Annotated in this window: 11 protein-coding genes; 7 read left to right on the forward strand and 4 right to left on the reverse strand. The window is 54.6% G+C overall.

The features are described from left to right. Positions 1-82: 82 nt before the first annotated feature. The 7 genes from cmoM to P6287_RS06915 all read left to right on the forward strand — a co-directional run bounded on the left by cmoM (position 83) and on the right by P6287_RS06915 (position 10,759). Complete coding sequence (gene cmoM, locus P6287_RS06885) at positions 83-868, forward strand: tRNA uridine 5-oxyacetic acid(34) methyltransferase CmoM (protein ID WP_277974706.1); 786 nt, start codon at positions 83-85, stop codon at positions 866-868. Continuing rightward, a complete protein-coding gene (gene mukF, locus P6287_RS06890) occupies positions 865-2,187 on the forward strand; it encodes a chromosome partition protein MukF (protein WP_192413854.1) in 1,323 nt (440 codons plus the stop codon). The genes cmoM and mukF overlap by 4 nt, the downstream gene beginning before the upstream one ends. Further along, positions 2,168-2,902 (forward strand): chromosome partition protein MukE, encoded by a 735-nt coding sequence (gene mukE / locus P6287_RS06895; protein ID WP_101760949.1) that lies wholly within the window; start codon positions 2,168-2,170, stop codon positions 2,900-2,902. Before mukF ends, mukE begins: the two co-directional genes overlap by 20 nt. After that, positions 2,899-7,365, forward strand: coding sequence for a chromosome partition protein MukB (gene mukB / locus P6287_RS06900; protein ID WP_192234401.1), 4,467 nt, complete (start codon positions 2,899-2,901; stop codon positions 7,363-7,365). The genes mukE and mukB overlap by 4 nt, the downstream gene beginning before the upstream one ends. A 156-nt stretch (positions 7,366-7,521) precedes the next feature. Then, positions 7,522-9,351 (forward strand): L,D-transpeptidase, encoded by a 1,830-nt coding sequence (gene ldtD / locus P6287_RS06905; RefSeq protein WP_277974707.1) that lies wholly within the window; start codon positions 7,522-7,524, stop codon positions 9,349-9,351. A 187-nt stretch (positions 9,352-9,538) separates the two neighbouring features. Continuing rightward, complete coding sequence (locus P6287_RS06910; protein WP_101760946.1) at positions 9,539-10,090, forward strand: YcbK family protein; 552 nt, start codon at positions 9,539-9,541, stop codon at positions 10,088-10,090. 36 nt (positions 10,091-10,126) lie between these two features. Then, positions 10,127-10,759, forward strand: coding sequence for an MBL fold metallo-hydrolase (locus P6287_RS06915; protein WP_277974708.1), 633 nt, complete (start codon positions 10,127-10,129; stop codon positions 10,757-10,759). Between the two features lie 45 nt (positions 10,760-10,804). Here the strand turns inward: P6287_RS06915 and P6287_RS06920 are convergent, their stop codons facing one another. The 4 genes from P6287_RS06920 to pncB all read right to left on the reverse strand — a co-directional run bounded on the left by P6287_RS06920 (position 10,805) and on the right by pncB (position 16,389). Further along, positions 10,805-11,995, reverse strand: coding sequence for an amino acid aminotransferase (locus P6287_RS06920; RefSeq protein ID WP_192413848.1), 1,191 nt, complete (start codon positions 11,993-11,995; stop codon positions 10,805-10,807). Positions 11,996-12,194: 199 nt separating this feature from the next. Further along, the gene (gene ompF, locus P6287_RS06925; protein ID WP_277974709.1) at positions 12,195-13,331 is read right to left on the reverse strand and encodes a porin OmpF; all 1,137 of its coding nucleotides are present in this window, start codon (positions 13,329-13,331) and stop codon (positions 12,195-12,197) included. 299 nt (positions 13,332-13,630) lie between these two features. Further along, positions 13,631-15,031: an asparagine--tRNA ligase gene (asnS, locus tag P6287_RS06930; protein ID WP_101760942.1), complete on the reverse strand. Its 1,401-nt coding sequence runs from the start codon at positions 15,029-15,031 to the stop codon at positions 13,631-13,633. Between the two features lie 152 nt (positions 15,032-15,183). Continuing rightward, positions 15,184-16,389 carry a nicotinate phosphoribosyltransferase gene (pncB, locus tag P6287_RS06935; RefSeq protein ID WP_217547552.1) on the reverse strand — a complete coding sequence of 402 codons (1,206 nt, stop codon included), beginning with the start codon at positions 16,387-16,389 and terminating at the stop codon, positions 15,184-15,186. Positions 16,390-16,476: the final 87 nt, after the last annotated feature.

The following is a 16,476-nucleotide window of genomic DNA, read 5'->3' on the forward strand; positions in this document are numbered from 1 at the left end:
TTACTGCGGCATGAAAGGTTCATTCTTGTTGAGCCTGTGACAAAATAGCACAAGTTGAATGCAGCAAAGCGGAGCCATCATCATGCAGGATCGTAACTTTGACGATCTGGCGGACAAATTCTCACAGAACATTTATGGCACGCGCAAAGGGCTAGTGCGCCAGGCGATTGTCTGGGACGAACTGGAAGCTCTGTTACCGACATTGCCTGCCGGATCCTTGAAGGTGCTGGATGCCGGCGGCGGCGTGGGACAAGTCTCAAGCGGGCTGGCGGCGCGCGGTCATCAGGTTGTGCTGTGCGATCTCTCTGCTGAGATGCTGAAGCTGGCGGAAGCCCATGCGCTTGCCGCGGGTGTGAGCCACAACATGCAATTCAAACAAATTAGCGCCCAGCAGGTGGGCGAACATTTGGATACGCAGGTTGATCTGGTATTGTTTCACGCGGTGTTGGAATGGGTCGCGCATCCGGAAGAGGTGCTGCAGGCGCTGTGGCACACGCTCAAGCCCGGCGGCGTGCTGTCGTTGATGTTTTACAACGCGCACGGCTTAACCTTCCGCACCCTGACGCTTGGCAACTTCGGCTATATGCGCGCCAATATGAGCAAACGTAAAAAGCGCACGCTGTCGCCCGATTTCCCGCGCGATCCGGATGATGTGACGCGTTGGCTGACAAACTGCGGATTTGAAATTGAACGGCGTGCGGGCATTCGCGTCTTCTGTGATTACATGAAGCCGCAACCCGGCGCAGGGAAGAGCGTTGAGGAAATCATTGAGATGGAACGGCGTTTCTGTCGCCAGGAGCCCTTTTTAAGCTTAGGGCGCTATATCCACGTGACCGCGCGCAAACCCAGCCAGAAGGATCAACTATGAGCGAATTTTCCCAGACGGTCCCCGAATTGGTGGCATGGGCGCGCAAGAACGATTTTTCGCTTGCGCTGCCGGTAGAACGTCTGGCCTTTTTGCTGGCCATCGCCACCTTAAACGGTGAGCGCATGGACGGCGAGATGAGTGAAGGCGAGCTGATTGACGCGTTTCGTCACGTTAGCAAAGCATTCGAACAAACCCACGAAACTGTGCATGTCCGTGCCAATAACGCCATCAATGACATGGTGCGTCAGCGCTTGCTGAACCGCTTTACCAGCGAGCTGACGGAAGGGCACGCCATCTATCGCCTGACGCCACTCGCCATCGGCATTACCGACTATTACATCCGCCAGCGCGAGTTCTCCACGCTGCGCCTGTCGATGCAGCTGTCGATTGTGGCGCAGGAGTTGAAACGCGCCGCGGATGCCGCCGAAGAGGACGGTGATGAATTCCACTGGCATCGTAACGTGTTTGCGCCGCTGAAATATTCGGTGGCGGAAATCTTCGATAGCATCGACATGACGCAGCGTCTGATGGATGAGCAGCAGCAAGCGGTGAAAACCGATATTGCCGATCTGCTTAACAAAGACTGGCGCGCGGCGATCTCCAGCTGTGAAATGTTGCTGTCGGAAACGTCCGGTACGCTGCGTGAACTGCAGGATACGCTGGAGGCGGCGGGCGATAAGCTGCAGGCCAACCTGCTGCGCATCCAGGATGCGACGCTGAGCAGCCCGGATCTGGGCTTTGTCGATAAGCTGGTGTTTGACCTGCAAAACAAGCTCGATCGCATCATCAGCTGGGGCCAGCAGGCTATCGATCTGTGGATCGGCTACGACCGCCACGTACACAAGTTTATTCGTACCGCCATCGACATGGATAAGAACCGCGTGTTTGCGCAGCGTTTACGCCTGTCGGTGCAAAACTATTTCGATCAGCCGTGGGCGCTGACCTACGCCAATGCCGATCGTCTTTACGATATGCGCGATGAAGAGATGACGCTGCGTAATGACGAGGTGATGGGCGAGCTGCCGCCGGAAATGGAATACGAAGAGTTTAATGAGATTCGCGAGCAGCTGGCCGCGATGATCGAAGAGGCGCTGCAGATTTATAAGCAGGAGCAGAAGCCGCTCCATCTGGCCACGGTGATGCGCGACTATCTGTCGCAGTATCCGCGCGCGCGCCACTTTGATCTGGCGCGTATCGTCATCGATCAAGCGGTGCGACTCGGCGTGGCCGAAGCTGATTTAGCCGGTCTGCCTGCGCAATGGCAGGCCATTAATGATTACGGAGCCAAGGTGCAGGCACATGTCATCGACAAATATTGAACAAGTGATGCCAGTCAAACTGGCATTGGCTCTGGCAAACCCGATTTTCCCGGCGCTCGATAGCCAGTTACGCGCGGGTCGCCACATTGGCATTGAAGAGCTGGATAATCACGCCTTCCTGATGGATTACCAGGAATATCTCGAAGAGTTTTACGCGCGCTACAACGTTGAGCTGATCCGCGCGCCGGAAGGCTTCTTCTATCTGCGTCCGCGTTCAACCACTTTGATTCCGCGCTCGGTGTTGTCCGAGCTGGATATGATGGTGGGCAAAATTCTTTGCTATCTCTATCTCAGCCCGGAACGTCTGGCGAATGAGGGGATTTTTACCCAGCAAGAGCTGTACGACGAACTGCTGTCGCTGGCCGATGAGAGCAAACTGCTCAAGCTGGTCAATCAGCGTTCCACCGGTTCCGATCTTGACCGCGCCAAGCTGCAGGAAAAAATGCGCGCGTCGCTGAGTCGCCTGCGCCGTCTCGGCATGGTGTGGTTTATGGGCAACGACAGCAGCAAATTCCGCATCACCGAATCAGTGTTCCGCTTTGGCGCCGACGTGCGCAGCGGTGACGATGCGCGTGAAGCGCAGCTGCGCCTGATACGTGACGGTGAAGCGATGACGCTGGAAAGTGCGCCGGCTGCGACTGAGAACGATGAAGCAGATAACGATATTGACGCTGAAAGCGACGCGAGTGATAACGCGGAGGATGAACAAGCATGATTGAACGCGGTAAATTTCGTTCGCTAACGCTGATCAACTGGAACGGCTTCTTTGCCCGTACTTTTGATCTTGATGAACTGGTCACCACGCTTTCGGGCGGTAACGGTGCGGGTAAATCCACCACCATGGCCGCCTTCGTGACGGCGATGATCCCTGACTTAACCTTGCTGCACTTCCGTAACACCACCGAAGCCGGTGCGACATCGGGTTCGCGCGATAAAGGCCTGCACGGCAAGCTACGCGCCGGCGTCTGTTATTCGGTGCTGGATGTGGTCAACTCACGCCATCAGCGCGTGATCGTTGGTGTACGTCTGCAGCAGGTGGCGGGACGCGATAAAAAGGTCGATATCAAACCATTCAGTATTCACGGCTTGCCGAGCGATTCACAGGCGACCGATATGCTGACCGAAATCCTTAATAACCGTCAGGCGCGCGTGTTGCCGCTGACGGAAGTGAAGGAGCGTGTGGAAGCGCAGGAAGGCGTGCAATTCAAACAGTACAACTCGGTCACCGATTACCATGCGGTGCTGTTCGAGCTCGGCGTGGTGCCGCGTCGTCTGCGTAACGCCAGCGATCGCAGTAAGTTTTATCGCCTGATTGAAGCTTCGCTGTACGGCGGTATCTCCAGCGCTATCACCCGTTCACTGCGCGATTACCTGCTGCCAGAAAACGGCGGTGTGCGTAAAGCCTTCCAGGATATGGAAGCCGCGCTGCGGGAAAACCGCATGACGCTGGAAGCGATTCGCGTCACCCAATCCGATCGCGACCTGTTTAAGCATCTGATCTCGGAAGCCACCAACTACGTTTCCGCCGACTACATGCGCCACGCCAACGAGCGCCGCATTCACCTCGACGGTGCGCTGCAGCTGCGTAATGAGCTGTTTACCAGCCGCAACCAGCTGATTTCTGAGCAGTATCGCCACATTGAAATGGCGCGCGAGTTGTCCGAGCACAGCGGTGCTGAGAGCGATCTGGAAAGCGATTATCAGGGCGCTAGCGACCATCTGAATCTGGTGCAAACCGCCATGCGCCAGCAGGAAAAAATCGAGCGTTACGATGCCGATCTGGAAGAGCTGACCTATCGCCTCGAAGAGCAGAACGAAGTGGTTGCCGAAGCGCGCGAAGTGCAGGAAGAGAATGAAGCACGCGCCGAAGCGGCTGAAGTGGAAGTCGATGAGCTAAAAAGCCAACTCGCCGATTTCCAGCAGGCTCTCGACGTGCAACAGACGCGGGCAATCCAGTATCAGCAAGCCTTGCAGGCGTTGGAAAAGGCGCGTACGCAGTGTCAGCTGCCTGATTTAACTATCGATAACGCGGCCGAATGGCAGGAAACCTTCCAGGCGCGTGAAGAAGAAGCCACCGAGCGCCTGCTGCGTCTGGAACAGAAACTGAGCGTCGCCGAAGCGGCACACAGCCAGTTTGAGCAAGCGTTAGCGTTAGTTACCAGCATCGCCGGTGACGTCAGTCGTCAGGATGCGTGGCAAGTGGGGCGCGAATTACTGCGCGACGCTGGCAATCAGCGCCACCAGGCCGAACAGCTTTCCTCGCTGCGTCTGCGCCTCAATGAATTAGAAACCCGTCTGCGTGAGCAGCATGATGCTGAGCGTTTGCTGGCGGATTTCTGCAAACGTCAGGGCCAGCAATACGATGCGGATGCGCTGGACGGCTTGCAGCGTGAACTCGAAGCGCAGATTGAGCAACTGAATAGCAGCGTTGCCGATGCCGGTGAACGCCGCATGTTGATGCGTCAGGAGCTGGAGCAGCTGCGTGAACGCATCACTGCGCTGACCGCGCGTGCGCCACACTGGCTGGCGGCGCAGGAAATCCTGACGCAGCTGAGCGAGCAAACCGGTCAGGAGCTGAGCAGCAGCCAGCAAATCACCGAATTTATGCAGCAACTGCTGGAGCGCGAGCGTGAAACCACGGTTGAGCGCGACGAGCTGGCCGCGCGTAAGCGCGAAGTTGAACAGCAGATTGAACGTCTGAGCCAACCTGGCGGTGCGGAAGATGCGCGCCTGACGCAGCTGGCGGAACGTTTTGGCGGCGTGCTGCTGTCGGAAATTTATGATGACGTTACGCTGGATGACGCACCGTACTTCTCGGCGCTATACGGTCCATCGCGCCACGCCATCGTAGTGCCAGATCTGTCGCTGGTGCGCGACCTGCTCGACGGTTTAGACGAGTGCCCGGAAGATCTCTATCTGATTGAAGGCGATCCGCAAGCCTTTGACGACAGCGTATTTAGCGTCGAAGAGCTGGAAAAAGCGGTGGTGGTGAAAGTGGCTGAGCGTCAGTGGCGCTACTCCCGCTTTCCGAAAGTGCCGCTGTTTGGTCGCGCGGCGCGTGAAAACCAGCTTGAGTTGCTGAACAACGAACGTGAACAGCTGGCTGAGCGTTATGCCACGTTGTCGTTTGATGTACAGAAAACCCAGCGTCTGCATCAATCCTTCAGCCGCTTCATCGGTAGCCATTTAGCGGTGGCGTTTGATGAAGATCCGGAAGCGCAGATTCGTCAGCTTAACAGCCGTCGTGGCGAGCTGGAGCGGGCGCTGGCGCAGCATGAAAATGACAATCAGCAGCAGCGCGCGCAGTTTGAACAGGCAAAAGAGGGCGTCAGCCAGCTGAACCGCCTGTTGCCGCGCGTAAATCTGCTGCTCGACGACACGCTTGGCGATCGCTGTGAGGAGATTCGTGAGCGCGTTGAAGAAGCACAGGAAGCCGCGCGCTTCCTGCATCAGCACGGCAGCAAACTCAGCAAGCTGGAGCCGCTGATTGCGGTTCTGCAAAGCGATCCGCAGCAGCACGATCAGCTGCAGCGCGACTATCAGCAGGCACAGCAGCAGCAGCGTGATGCGCGTCAGCAAGCCTTTGCGCTGACCGAAGTGGTGCAGCGCCGCGCGCACTTCAGCTATGAAAGTTCGGCTGGCATGTTGGGTGGCAACAGCGATCTCAACGAGCAGTTGCGTCAGCGTCTGGAGCAGGCGGAAGGCGAGCGCAGCCGCGCACGCGAACGTCTGCGTGGGCATCAGGCGCAGCTGACGCAGTATTCGCAGGTGCTGGCATCGCTAAAAAGTTCATACGATGCCAAACGCGACATGCTGAAAGAGTTGCAGCAAGAGATGCAGGATATCGGCGTGCATGCCGATGCCAGTGCAGAAGAGCGGGCGCGCATTCGTCGTGATGAGCTGTATAGCGCGCTAAGCCACAACCGTGCGCGTCGCAACCAGCTGGAAAAACAGATCACCTTCTGTGAAGCCGAAATGGACAGCCTGCAGAAAAAACTGCGCAAGCTGGAACGCGATTATCATCAGATTCGGGAGCAGGTGGTCAGCGCGAAAGCGGGCTGGTGCACGGTATTGCGTCTGGTGAAAGAGAATGGCGTTGAGCGTCGTCTGCATCGTCGCGAGCTGGCCTATCTCAGCGGCGATGAGCTGCGTTCGATGTCGGATAAGGCGCTGGGTGCGCTGCGTCTGGCGGTGGCGGATAACGAACATCTGCGCGATGTGCTGCGTATGTCTGAAGATCCGAAACGTCCGGAACGTAAGATTCAGTTCTTTATCGCGGTGTATCAGCATCTGCGCGAACGTATTCGCCAGGACATCATTCGTACCGACGATCCGGTTGAAGCCATCGAGCAGATGGAGATTGAGCTGAATCGTCTGACCGAAGAGCTGACGGCGCGTGAACAGACGCTGGCAATCAGCTCACGCAGTGCGGCGAACATCATTCGTAAAACCATCCAGCGCGAGCAAAACCGTATTCGCCAGCTGAACCAGGGGTTGCAGGCGGTAAGCTTTGGTCAGGTGCGCAGCGTGCGCCTCAACGTGAACGTGCGTGAAGCGCACTCAACGCTGCTGGATACGCTGTCGGAAGAGCATGAACAGCATCAGGATCTGTTTACCAGCAACCGATTAACCTTCTCGGAAGCGCTGGCGAAACTTTATCAGCGCCTGAATCCGCAGATCGATATGGGCCAGCGCACGCCGCAAACCATCGGTGAAGAACTGCTCGACTACCGCAACTATCTTGAGATGGAAGTGGAAGTGAACCGTGGCACTGACGGCTGGCTGCGTGCAGAAAGTGGGGCGCTCTCTACCGGTGAAGCGATCGGTACCGGGATGTCGATTCTGGTGATGGTGGTACAGAGCTGGGAAGAGGAATCACGTCGTCTGCGTGGCAAAGATATTTCGCCGTGTCGTCTGCTGTTCCTCGATGAAGCGGCACGTCTTGATGCGCGTTCGATCGCCACACTGTTTGAGCTGTGCGAACGTCTGGAGATGCAGCTGATCATCGCGGCGCCAGAGAACATCAGCCCGGAAAAAGGCACCACCTACAAACTGGTGCGTAAAATGTTCAATAACACCGAACATGTGCATGTGGTTGGGCTGCGCGGCTTCTCGGCAGATCCTGCACCGAGCAAGGATCAAAGTCCTAAGGTCGGTCTTGAATATGAGAATTCATAGCGCTTAATCTGGTTAAAAAACAGCACTACGTTTAATCTGTATGCGGCATCTGCACTGAGAGGCAGATGCCGTTTTTTATTCGTATACTCAACATTATGAGTATGGCTGTACATGGCGATCACAGGGCGCTATGTCATTGGTGAGAAGGGGGCAGGGATGTTGCTAAACAATAAGAGCAAAATGAGTCGTGCTGCAGTAGCACTCGGTTTGTCACTGGTACTATCGCCGCTGGCTGTGAGCCATGCGGCCATCACCTCCACGCTACCCAATTCAACGCACCACAGTTCGATGTCGGTTGCTGCCAGCCAGCAGCAGATTCAGCAGGCGTTCAGCGCCACTGAACAACCTTTCTATTTGCCCGGTTTAGCCGGTATTTATGCGTCGCGCGATATGGCTCCGCTGTGGCAAGACCCGCAAGCGGTGCAGGCTTTCCAGCAGCAATTGGCGGAAGTGGCGCTCTCTGGCGTGCAGCCGCAATTCACCCGCTGGGTTGAGCGTCTGACCAATCCGAACATCAAAGGCCTGGCGCGCGACATCGTGCTCAGTGATGCGATGCTTGGTTATCTGCAGTTTGTTGCCAATGTGCCGACACAGGGCGAAACCTGGCTCTACAGCAATGTTCCTTACAAGCTGACCATGCCATCTCTGGCGGCCATCAATCAATGGCAAAATGCGGTGAACGGCGGCGGCAGCCGGACTTTTGTGGTCTCGTTGCAACCGCAGCATCCGCAATATGCGCCGATGCATAATGCGCTGAAAACGCTACTCACCGACGATCGCCCATGGCCACAGCTGCGTGATACCGTTACGCTACGCCCAGGGCAGATCAGTAATGATGTGCCTGCGCTGCGTGAGATTCTGCAACGCACCGGCATGTTGACCGCCAGCCATAGTACTACGCCAACGCCGGCGGAAGACGCGGTGCCAACTGCGCCGGTTCCGTTGAGCCAAAGCAATCAGCCGGTGGCGGTGAGCCCGTCTGCAGCAAACTTTGATGATATTGATGCGGCTCCGGCTCTCGCGGCGACGCCTGAAGTGGCCAATAATGTGGCTGCCAATCCGACGGCAACCGGACCCAACGTCTATGACGCTGCGCTGGTGGAGGGCGTTAAACGCTTCCAGCACTGGCAGGGATTGGCCGATGACGGCGCAATTGGTCCGCGTACCCGTGAATGGCTGAATGTGCCGCCGCAGATGCGTGCTTCGCTGCTGGCGCTCAACATCCAGCGCCTGCGTCTGCTACCGGATGATATGCATAACGGCATCATGGTGAACATTCCCAACTATTCGCTGACCTACTACAACAACGGCGCCACCATTTTGTCATCACGCGTGATTGTGGGTCGTCCTGACCGCAAAACGCCGCTGATGCGAAGCGCGCTGAATAATGTGGTGCTCAATCCACCGTGGAACGTGCCAACCACGCTGGTGCGCCAGGATATTGTGCCGAAGGTGAAACAGGATCCGACTTATCTGTATAAGCACGGTTATACGCTGTTGTCGGGCTGGAGTGCGGATGCGGAAGTGATCGATCCTTCGATGATTGACTGGCGTATGGTGTCGGCCGCGAGCTTCCCGTATCGCATTCGACAGGCGCCGGGCGCAACCAACTCACTGGGTCGCTACAAATTCAACATGCCGAGTTCGGATGCGATTTATCTGCACGATACGCCGAACCATAACCTGTTCCAGCGCGATATTCGTGCGCTCAGTTCGGGCTGTGTGCGCGTGAATAAAGCCTCAGAACTGGCCGATCTGCTGTTGCAGGATGTGGGCTGGAACGACGGCCGTATCTCAGACACCTTGAAAGAGGGAAATACCCGTTACGTGCCGATTCGCCATCGTATTCCTGTGAACCTTTACTATTTAACCGCATGGGTCGCAGATGACGGCCAGCCGCAATATCGTACAGATATTTACAATTATGATAATCCCGCCCGTTCCGGTAGTCAGGTACTGCATAAAGCCGGTCAGTTGTTACTCTAGTAATTGATTTGGCTGTTTTCTCTTCACATGAATTTAACCAAGACCAGTCTCGAAAATTTGATTTTGAGCTGGTTTTGGTCTTCTGCAACATATTCTGGGTTGACTGAGTCTTAGGCGGACGTTAATGTTCGGCCTTGTGTACTTTTCGCACATATTTTATCCGCTTTAGATTAGGTAACCTCGCTTCATGGCTAATATTGATTCTCAACGTCGTCGATTACTCTTGATTGGAGGCGCAGCAGCAGGATTATCACTGCTTCCTGGCTCCGCTCTGGCTTCGCTTTCCACCGCCCGCCCACGAGTATTGACGCTTAGTAACCTTCACACCGGTGAAACCCTTAAAACAGAGTTTTTTAACGGTAAGCGTTATGACAAGGATGAGTTAGCCCGCTTAAATCACTTCTTTCGTGATTACCGCGCCAATCAGGTGAAGACCATCGATCCCCATCTTTTTGACCAGCTTTACCGCCTGCAAACATTGCTGGATACGCGCAAGCCGGTGCAGTTGATCTCGGGTTACCGCACCTTAGCCACCAACACCATGCTGCGTGAATCGGGCCCGGGCGTGGCGAAAAAAAGCTATCACACTAAAGGACAAGCGATGGATTTCCACATTGAGGGAATTTCGTTGAGCAATGTTCGCAAAGCGGCGTTATCTATGCGCGCCGGTGGTGTAGGATATTACCCGCGCAGCAACTTCGTACACATAGATACCGGGCCCGCAAGGCACTGGTCCTGATACCGGCAGCGCTGCGTGTGTCGGTCATGGAGCGCTATGAACTACCAAATTATTCCGGTTACGGCTTTTTCCCAAAACTGTTCAGTTATATGGGATGACGAAACCCAACAATCCGCACTGGTCGATCCCGGCGGCGATGCGGAAACCATCAAAGCCGTGCTGGCAGAACGTGGTTTAACGCCGTCGCACATCCTGCTCACGCATGGACATCTTGATCATGCTGGTGCCGCTGCCGAGCTAGCGGCACATTATCAGGTGCCCATTGTCGGTCCGCATCCGCTCGATGCTTTCTGGTTAGATAATCTGCCCACACAAAGCCGCATGTTCGGTTTGCCTGAGTGCGCGCCGCTCACGCCCGATCGCTGGCTGGAAGAGGGTGAAACTGTACAGGTTGGCAATGTCACGCTGGAAGTGCTGCTTTGTCCGGGCCATACGCCGGGACATATTGTGTTCTTCGATCGTTTAGGGCGTCTTCTGATTTCAGGAGATGTGATTTTCAACGGTGGCGTTGGACGCACCGATTTCCCGCAGGGCAGCCACAGCGACCTGATCGATGCGATTAGAACCAAGCTGTTGCCGCTAGGCGATGATGTGACTTTCGTACCGGGTCACGGGCCTATCTCAACGCTAGGCCGCGAACGCATCAGCAATCCGTTCCTGCAAGAATAAAAAAATGGGCCCTTTTGGCCCATTTGTCGTTATTTGCCGCCTGATTTATAAAACTGCGACAATCGCCTCACACAGCGCCGACATATTGTCTGGCGTCATGCCTGCCACGTTAACGCGACCCGAGTTCACCGCATACACGCCAAACTCCTCACGCAGACGCACTACCTGATCTTTGGTCAGGCCGCTGAATGAGAACATGCCGTTCTGCTTGATGATGAAGCTAAAGTCTTGATTAGCGCCTTTCTCCGCCAGTGTGTTCACAAACAGCTGACGCATGCGCTGGATGCGCTGACGCATATCGGCCAGCTCCTGAATCCAGATGGTGCGCAGCGCGTCATTGCTGAGGATGGTGGCGACGACCGCCGCGCCGTGTGACGGCGGGTTAGAGTAGTTGGCGCGAATGGTGTATTTCACCTGGCTAAACGCAGTTTTGGCCACGTCGCTGCTCGCTGCAACCAGCGTTAATGCACCTACACGCTCATTATACAAACCGAAGTTCTTCGAGTAAGAGCTGGCAACAATCAGTTCCTGATGTGAAGCGGCAAAAATACGCAGCCCTTGCGCATCTTCATCCAGACCGCGAGCAAAGCCCTGATAGGCGAAATCAAACAGCGGCAACCATCCTTTCTCTAGCGACAGTTGCGCCAGCTGTTGCCATTGCTCTGCAGACGGATCAACGCCAGTTGGGTTGTGGCAGCAGCCGTGGAACAGCACTACATCGCCTGCTTTGGCTTCCTGCAGCGATGCCACCATGGCGTCGAAATCCAGGCTGTGGCTTGCGGCATCGTAATAATCGTAATCACACACTTCAAGGCCAGCAGCGTTGAAGACATTGTTATGGTTCGGCCAGCTTGGGTTGCTCACCCAAACGCGCTTGACGCTGGTCTGGTTTGCCAGAAAATCTGCCGCTACGCGCAGGGCGCCGGTGCCGCCTGGCGTTTGTGCGGTACATGCGCGACCCGCAGAAATCAGCGCGCTCTCTTTGCCGAACAGCAACTCCTGCGTGCATCGTGCGAAATCCGCCAGACCATCAATGCTCAGGTAGTTCTTGGTGGTTTCATTTTCCAGCAAATACTGCTCAGCTTTTTTAACACTGGTGAGGACCGGCGTTTTACCGGTTTCATCTTTATAAACACCAATGCCAAGATTGATTTTATTCGGCCGGTCATCGGCACGAAAAAGGTCAGCCAGTCCCAGAATAGGATCGGCGGGTGCGGCAGAGATCGATTCAAACATGAGTCAGTTCCGTTTAGGTGAACTTTAGCGAAATGAGCTATCAGGTTAACGTCAGTCGGCACGCTTGCCAACCGCTGATATAAAAAAGAAATATATCGGTGAGAAAAAGTAGAAAAGCTAATTGCGAAGCCGATCACTGAAATGCAAAACGGAGCCCGAGGGCTCCGTTTTTAGGTATTACGCAATGCTAATCGGGCGATTAGAACTGGTAAACCAGACCAACAGCTACTACGTCGTCGGTAGCCAGACCCAGTGGGTTGTCATCGTTCAACTGGTTGATTTTGTAATCAACATAGGTAGCCATGTTTTTGTTGAAGTAGTAGGTTGCGCCCACATCGATGTATTTAACCAGGTCAGCATCGCCAACGCCTTCGATGTCTTTGCCTTTAGACTGAACGTAGGCGATGGACGGACGCAGACCGAAGTCGAACTGGTATTGTGCAACAACTTCGAAGTTCTGAGCTTTGTTAGCGAAGCCAGAAACGGTAGCCTGAGTACCGTCAGCCAGGGTAGCTTGTGCACCAGAGATTGGCGTTGAGTTACGGGTTTCACCGTACATTGCAGCCAGGTATACGTTGTTTGCGTCATATTTCAGAGCGGTTGCCCAGTTTTCAGCACGCTTACCTGCACCGATGTTAGTCGCTACTACATCACCATCGCTATCGACTACTGAACCAGCAGACTGCAGGTTAGTACGGTCGCTGCTGCTATACGCTGCAGCTACACCAACACCGATTGGTGAAGTGTAAGATGTTGACAGGCCATAACCGTCACCGTTTGCACGGCGGATATCAGAACGATCGTTTTTGCCCTGGTACTGTACTGCGAAGTTCCAGCCGTCAACCAGACCGAAGAAGTTGGTGTTACGGTAGGTCAGCAGACCGGTGCTACGACCGTTCATGAAGTTGTCTGAGTAACCTGAGTCACCACCGAATTCTGGCAGAACGTCAGTCCAGCCGATTGCGTCATATACAACGCCGTAGTTACGACCGTAATCGATTGAACCCGCATCGCCAAATTTCAGACCTGCGAAGCCCAGACGGGTTTTGTTGCCGTCTTGTGCATCAGAACCTTCAGAGTTGTTAGCCTGAACGTTGTATTCCCACTGGCCGTAACCGGTCAGTTGGTCATTAATCTGGGTTTCACCCTTGAAGCCGAAGCGAACATAAGTCTGGTCGCCGTCGCTGCCAGAGTCATCCGAGAAATAGTGCAGACCAACAGCTTTACCGTACAGGTCCAGCTTGTTGCCGTCTTTATTATAGATTTCTGCTGCGTTTGCTGCGCCGGCAGCTAACAGAGCAGGGATAACCACTGCAAGAATGTTGCGCTTCATCATTTTTTATTACCCTCATTGGAGTTATTTGGACATCTGCCACTGCTGCCAAGAAATCTTTACAGAACCTTGAAAGAAGTTTGATGTCTCCTGTGTCTGCACGCATCTTTCCATCACAGGGTTGCTAATTCTAGCCCGAAGATGATTCAAATCTCGCAATTAAGTATCAAAAGGAAAAATTGTATGACAATTTGTAAGAATTCGGGAACTTTGTGAGAGAACTCTAAATTTACAAAAATAAAAAAAGGCCGGCTAGGCCGACCTCTTTATATATATGAATTACTTATAATTAATCGCTAAATTTAGAAATTCGCGTTGCGAGGAGTACGTGGGAAGGGGATAACATCCCTTACATTTTGTACGCCGGTGACATAGGCGATTAATCGTTCGAAACCTAATCCAAAGCCGGCATGTGGCACGGTGCCGTAACGGCGAAGGTCACGATACCACCAATAATCTTCTTTATTGAGGCCCATTTCTGCCAGACGTGCATCCAGCACATCCAGACGCTCTTCACGCTGTGAACCCCCGATGATTTCGCCGATGCCTGGCGCGAGAACATCCATCGCCGCCACGGTTTTGCCATCTTCGTTCATGCGCATATAGAAGGCTTTAATGTCTTTCGGGTAATTTTTCACCACCACCGGCGCTTTGAAGTGCTGCTCTGCGAGATAACGCTCGTGTTCGGATGAGAGATCAACGCCCCAGGAAACCGGGTTCTCGAAGCTCTGGCCGCTTTTCAGCAGGATTTCAACCGCATCGGTGTAATCCACCTGAGCAAAGTCGGTCTGTACGAAGCGCTCCAGACGCGCAACCGCATCCTTGTCTACACGCTCAGCAAAGAACGCCATGTCGTCGGCGCGCTCGTTCAGCACAGCCTGGAACACATACTTCAGCATAGATTCTGCCAAAGCGGCCGCATCATCCAGCGTCGCGAACGCCACTTCCGGCTCCAGCATCCAGAATTCCGCCAGGTGACGGCTGGTGTTGGAGTTTTCGGCGCGGAAAGTGGGACCAAAGGTATACACCTTAGACAGCGCACAGGCGTAAGTTTCGGCGTTGAGCTGGCCGGATACGGTCAGGAAGGCTTCTTTACCGAAGAAGTCTTTATCGAAATCAATTTTGCCCTGCGGATCGCGCGGCAGGTTTTCCAGGTCCAGCGTCGAAACGCGGAACATCTCGCCGGCACCTTCGGTATCCGAAGCGGTGATCAGCGGAGTAGAAACCCAGAAATAGCCGTTTTCGTGGAAGAAGCGATGCAGCGCCTGCGCCAGCGTATGACGCACGCGCGCCACAGCGCCTACAAGGTTGGTACGCGGACGTAGATGCGCCACTTCACGCAGGTATTCGATGCTGTGACGTTTCGCCGCCATCGGATAGGTATCCGGATCGTCAACCCAGCCAGTAACTTCAACGTTAGTCGCCTGCAGCTCGAAAGCCTGGCCTTCGCCTGGCGATTCGACCACTTTACCGGTAATGATTACCGAGCAGCCGGTGGTCAGACGCAGCACTTCATCCTGATAATTATTCAGAGAATTATTGACGACGGCCTGAACGGGATTAAAGCAGGAACCGTCGTAAACGGCGATAAAGGAAAGACCAGCTTTGGAATCTCTTCGGGTACGCACCCAACCACGTACGGTGACTTCACTGTCAACCGCGACACGGCCGTGCAGTACATCCGCTACAGGCACAACGCTCATAAAGTTCTCTCTATATATAAAAGAAGGTGGATAAAAGCCCTTTTCCAGGGTTTTGCTATGTTACTTGCGAGCCCACAGGAAACAAGCAAAATTGCCGGGTAAACAGGAGATTTGTTGCGTGAGAGCAGGGCGCAAGCGCCCTGATATAAGAATCAGCTGGCTCTTTTGACCAGCGGCAGATCGAAGGCTTTGCGCAAGGCGCGCACGAAGGCTTTATCCTGGCAAATGGTTTTGCCGGGGCTGTCGGAGAGTTTTGCCACCGGTTTGCCATTGCAGCTCACCAGTTTGATCACGATATTCAGCGGCGTCACGCCCGGAATATCGCAGGACAGGCGTGTTCCGATACCGAACACCACGTTGGCACGTTGGCCGAAGTGACGATAGAGCGCCAGCGCTTTGTCCAGATTGAGGTTATCCGAGAACACCAGCGTTTTGCTTTTGGGATCGATATCCAGCCGCTGATAGTGCGCAATGGCTTTTTCACCCCATTCCAGCGGATCGCCGGAGTCATGGCGCAGGCCTTGATAACGATGCGCAAAGCCCGGGCCAAAATCACGCAGGAAAGCATCCATAGTGATGCAGTCGGTTAAAGCAATACCTAACTGATCGTCATACTCATCCAGCCAGGATTGCAGCGCCGCACGTTGGCTGTTCGCCAATACCGGGCTGATTTGCTGGTGCGCCTGGAACCATTCATGCGCTTGTGTACCCACCGGATTAAGCTGTAGGCGACGCGCCAAATCGTAGTTGCTGGTGCCCACCAGCCACGGAAACTCCGCTTTAAGCGTAGCGACGATCGCTTCCTGTACCGCTTTGGAGTAACGGCGGCGGGTGCCGAAATCCATTAGCTGGAAGCGCGACATATCCCAATCGCCGACCTGCTGACGGAAATTCGTAAGCTTATGCTGCAAGTGCGCAACCGCCTGATCCACACCCATCTGCGGCGTGCGGTGGCGATGCACCACTTCACTGATCAGCGCCAGCAACGGCACTTCCCACAAAATAACTTCACGCCACGGCCCGCTGATCTGAATGGTCAGATGGCCGTTGTTGTTACGTACGTTGACTTGTGAGGGATCGAGGCGGAACTGGCGTAGCCAGTCAAGGTAATCGCGTTGGAAGAAAGGCAGCCCGCTGAGGTAGTGATACTCATCGTCGCTCAGGGCGAGCGTTTGCAGGGTTTCAATTTGTGCGCGGATCTCGTCCGCATAAATACCGAGCAGTTCGTCGCCACGGCAGCGAAATTCCGCCGTAACCGGGACATCATAATAGCGATGATAGACGGCCTGCTGCATGTGAAGCTTATACGCATCGGTATCAAGCAGCGTGGTCAAAATCGGGGAAGCATGTCCAGTCATGGTGCGTTTCAGCATCCTCTTCCGCGGAGCAGAGCCCGGTGTTCAACAAAGTCATAAAGACGCAGGAGTATAAAACAGTAATGACCG

It is taken from the genome of Pantoea sp. X85 (assembly GCF_029623675.1).
Taxonomy (GTDB): Bacteria; Pseudomonadota; Gammaproteobacteria; order Enterobacterales; family Enterobacteriaceae; genus Pantoea; species Pantoea leporis.

Bases quoted from the DNA above. Each gene is read 5' to 3' on its own strand.
- cmoM (WP_277974706.1), top strand. From the start codon at position 83: ATGCAGGATCGTAACTTTGACGATCTGGCGGACAAATTCTCACAGAAC.
- mukF (WP_192413854.1), top strand. From the start codon at position 865: ATGAGCGAATTTTCCCAGACGGTCCCCGAATTGGTGGCATGGGCGCGC.
- mukE (WP_101760949.1), top strand. From the start codon at position 2,168: ATGTCATCGACAAATATTGAACAAGTGATGCCAGTCAAACTGGCATTG.
- mukB (WP_192234401.1), top strand. From the start codon at position 2,899: ATGATTGAACGCGGTAAATTTCGTTCGCTAACGCTGATCAACTGGAAC.
- ldtD (WP_277974707.1), top strand. From the start codon at position 7,522: ATGTTGCTAAACAATAAGAGCAAAATGAGTCGTGCTGCAGTAGCACTC.
- P6287_RS06910 (WP_101760946.1), top strand. From the start codon at position 9,539: ATGGCTAATATTGATTCTCAACGTCGTCGATTACTCTTGATTGGAGGC.
- P6287_RS06915 (WP_277974708.1), top strand. From the start codon at position 10,127: ATGAACTACCAAATTATTCCGGTTACGGCTTTTTCCCAAAACTGTTCA.
- P6287_RS06920 (WP_192413848.1), bottom strand. From the start codon at position 11,995: ATGTTTGAATCGATCTCTGCCGCACCCGCCGATCCTATTCTGGGACTG.
- ompF (WP_277974709.1), bottom strand. From the start codon at position 13,331: ATGATGAAGCGCAACATTCTTGCAGTGGTTATCCCTGCTCTGTTAGCT.
- asnS (WP_101760942.1), bottom strand. From the start codon at position 15,031: ATGAGCGTTGTGCCTGTAGCGGATGTACTGCACGGCCGTGTCGCGGTT.
- pncB (WP_217547552.1), bottom strand. From the start codon at position 16,389: ATGACTGGACATGCTTCCCCGATTTTGACCACGCTGCTTGATACCGAT.